We start from the raw sequence: 3643 nt of genomic DNA on the forward strand, positions 1-3643 counted from the left end.
AATCCGGGTCCACGATGTCTTCCTTGCGCACGAACTTGAGATAATTGGTCTGGATGATGCGCACCGTCATGGCGGTAAAGGCCAGCGGCAGAATCAGATAGAAGTACTTCATCGGCACACCCAGCGTCTGTGACTTCCAGAACAGATTCATCTTGTTGAACACGAAGTCGTAGCTGTAATAGATGAACACCGCATTGAAGGCGATCCAGATGATATCGGTCAGAACACCGCAGAGGGTTTCCACCCAACGCGGCAGGAATCGAAACTGGAAGGTCACGCGGTTATGCGCCGACATGCGTGTGGCGTAGACGGCCCCTAGATAGGCAAACCACACGAAGGCATAGGTCGCCAACTCGTCTCCCCAGGGAATCGAGTAGCTGAAAAGGTTACGCAGCATGATCTGCGTGAAGAGAATGATGACGAACACCACCAGCAGGAACTGGCAGAGATAGTTCTCGATATTATCCAGAAACTTCAACAATACCCGCATGGATACACATCCCCCGACATCGCCAGCGATGACCACTTGACGCCACGTTTCCCCTGCCAGCGATCACATGTCGACGACATGCTCCTGGCATGCTCATGACAGGTGCCGGCAGGCAGGGGAATCCGGGCGGGCCTTGAAAGCCTCAGCCGTTCAGGAGGTCATCAGGGCGCGGTGGACGGATCACGTCCGAGGGTCTCGAGCACCTCGACCAGCTTGTCGCGGCCGCCGATGCTGTCGTAGAAGTCCGGCCAGATGCTGGAGGCCTTGGCGATCCATTCCTGCTCGTCATTGGCGGGCTGGGTGATGGTCATGCCGTGCTCTTCCACCAGTGATTTCTTGATGGAATCCTCGGTGGCCAGCAGATAGTCGTAGCTGTGCGACGTCGCCTCTTCACCGGCCGCCAGCACCAGTTGCTGGTTCTCTTCGCTGAGGCTCTGGAAGGTGCCTTCGCCCATGATCAGCGGTTCCATCGAGAACACGTAACAGCTGTCGGTGACGTGGTTCTGCACCTCATAGAACTTCATGGCATCGATGGTGATGTAGGGATTGTCCTGACCATCGACGACGCCCTGTTGCAGGGCGGTGAAGGTCTCGGACCACGCCAGCGGGTTGGGGTTGACGCCCCAGGACTGGTAGGAGGAGATCATGATCTCGTTCTTGGGCACGCGAATGACCATGCCTTCCAGGTCTTCCGGTGAGGCGACCGCCTGCTTGGAATTGGTCAGACGACGACAGCCGGAATAGGCCCAGCCCAGAATGCGGATACCGGAATCGCGCAGGGTGTTCTCGCGCAGCTCATCGCCGATCTTGCCTTGCGTCAGCGCCTTGGCATCGTCCGGGCCGTGGATGACATACGGCAGGGTCAGCACGCCGACGGTCGGCGAGAATGGCGTCAGGTTGTTGATCGCCACCACGGACAGGTCAACGAGCCCCATGCTGGCGTTGTTGACGGTATCCTGCTCGCTGCCCAGCTGGCCGTTGGGGAACAGGTCCACCTTGATGTCGCCGCCGGATTTCTCTTCCACCAGGCTTGCGAAGGTCTTGCCCAGTTCATACTGGGTACCGCCGGCCGCATCGCCGAGGGCCATCTTCCAGGTCGCGGCATTGGCGCCGGCGGCCATGCTCAGGCTCGCGGCAGCCACCGCGACGGCCAGCGAGGATTTGAAGGCACTGGTGCGAGATACACTGGTGCGAGATACGCCAGTGCGAGTCAGCAAGCGGAGGTCTGAAAGGGTCTGTGTCGAGTCGATCATCTTGTCTGTCCCGTCGTTATTGTTGTTGCGGGCTCCTGACGGCTGCGCGTGATAGCGAGCGGGGTACTGCACCTCATATCGTCAATGACCTGGCGTCTGCACCACTATCCTGCAGCGCCTCATGTCATTCACGATTGCCATCACCTGCTCATCTACAGCCCCAGGAAAGGGAGTGTGAAGTCGCGTCGTGCTTGAACTGTGCTTTCGTTGTACCTGCCAGATCACTTTCTCCCCGTGCGCCATTCCTCGATAGAACCAGTCCGTCGGCATCGATGGGGCCAGTCCCGGCTGGCTATTGCTCTCCCGACAGGGGTCTGCCTCAATGAAGCCGTACCGGTGGCTGCCACCTCAGGGCAAGCAGTGTCACACGCGCCACTCACTGACGGCGCACCGCGGGGCAATCAGGTACAGAAAATGCATATAAAACGGACACTTCCGCTGGAAAGTCCTCGTGACGACACGCTCGCGAAAACAATAGAGAACACGCATGAGCCACCCGCTGTTTCACCTCGATTCCTCGCGCAAGGAAAGCCTGCAATTCCAGATTCGCGAGCAGATTTCCCAGGCGATTCTCGAAGGCCATCTGCCACGTGATGTCGCGCTGCCCTCCAGCCGCAAGCTGGCCCGCGAGCTGAATGTCGCGCGCAATACCGTGATGCTGGCCTATGAGCAGCTGCTGGAAGACGGCTTTCTGATCGCCCGCGAGCGCAGCGGTTACTTCATCAATCCCGAGATTCTCAAGGGTCGCGCCGACACGCCGGTGCGCCTCAATGACATCGAGGCCGACAGCCTCGACTGGGATGAGCGGCTGGCCTTCAAGCCCTCTGTGCAGCGCGCCATCGAGAAGCCCGGCGACTGGCACCAGTACGACTACCCCTTTCTCTATGGCCAGCTGGACCCGGAATTCTTCCCCACCCAGCACTGGCGCGAATGCAGCCGCGACTCGATGAGCGTGCCGTCGATTCGCAGCTGGTCGGTGGACCACCTCAACAATGACGACCCGCTGCTGATCGAGCAGATCCACCAGCGGTTGCTGCCCCGCCGCGGCGTCTGGGCAAGCCCGGAGGAAATCCTGATCACGGTGGGCACCCAGCAGGCGCTGTGGATCAGCTGCATGCTGCTGCTCAAGCAGGGCCAGCGCTTCGCGATGGAGAACCCCGGCTACGTCGACATGTACAACATCGCCAGCACCTTCACCGATGACATCCAGCTGCTGCCCATCGACGACAAGGGCATGCAGCCGCTGGAATCGCTCAAGGACTGCCGCCTGGTATATGTCACGCCCAGCCACCAGTCGCCGACGACCATCACCCTGCCGCTGGAGCGCCGCCGCCAGCTGCTGGACATGGCCGAGACCGGCAACTTCCTGATCATCGAGGACGACTACGAGAGCGAGAGCAACTACGCCGACAACCCGACACCCGCGCTCAAGAGCCTCGACCGCCACAAGCGCGTCATCTATGTCGGCAGCCTCTCCAAGACCCTCGCCCCCGGTCTGCGCCTGGGCTACATGGTCGCGCACCCGACCCTGATTCGAGAGGCCCGCGCCCTGCGCCGCCTGATGCTGCGCCATCCGCCGACCAACAATCAGCGTGCGGTGGGGCTGTTCATCGCGCGCGGCTATCACGACAGCCTGATCAATCAGATGCACCAGGTGATGCAGCGTCGCTTCCTGCTGATGCGTGACGCCATCCAGCGCCATCTGCCGATGATGAGCACGCCGGCCACCTACGGCGGCTCCTGCTTCTGGATGCACGGCCCGAAGAGCCTGAATGCCCACCGCCTGGCCGCCCTCGCCCGTGAGCAGAGCATCCTGATCGAGGTCGGTGACCTGCACTTCTTCTGCGATCGCAGCAGCCACCGCCACTACTTCCGGCTTGGCTTCTCGGCGATTCCGGAA

Annotated in this window: 3 protein-coding genes; 1 reads left to right on the forward strand and 2 read right to left on the reverse strand. The window is 60.8% G+C overall.

The annotated features are described in order from the left end of the window. A partial coding sequence (locus AC4FAH_RS04150; RefSeq protein WP_490245675.1) for a TRAP transporter small permease occupies positions 1 to 490 on the reverse strand: 490 nt, incomplete at its 3' end. A 161-nt stretch (positions 491 to 651) separates the two neighbouring features. After that, positions 652 to 1707 carry a TRAP transporter substrate-binding protein gene (locus tag AC4FAH_RS04155; RefSeq protein WP_490245676.1) on the reverse strand — a complete coding sequence of 352 codons (1056 nt, stop codon included), beginning with the start codon at positions 1705 to 1707 and terminating at the stop codon, positions 652 to 654. A gap of 523 nt (positions 1708 to 2230) precedes the next feature. Between AC4FAH_RS04155 and pdxR the strand changes: the two genes are divergently transcribed. After that, the coding region (pdxR, locus tag AC4FAH_RS04160) for a MocR-like pyridoxine biosynthesis transcription factor PdxR (protein WP_490245677.1) at positions 2231 to 3643 on the forward strand (1413 nt) is incomplete at its 3' end.

This window comes from Cobetia sp. (genome assembly GCF_983723665.1).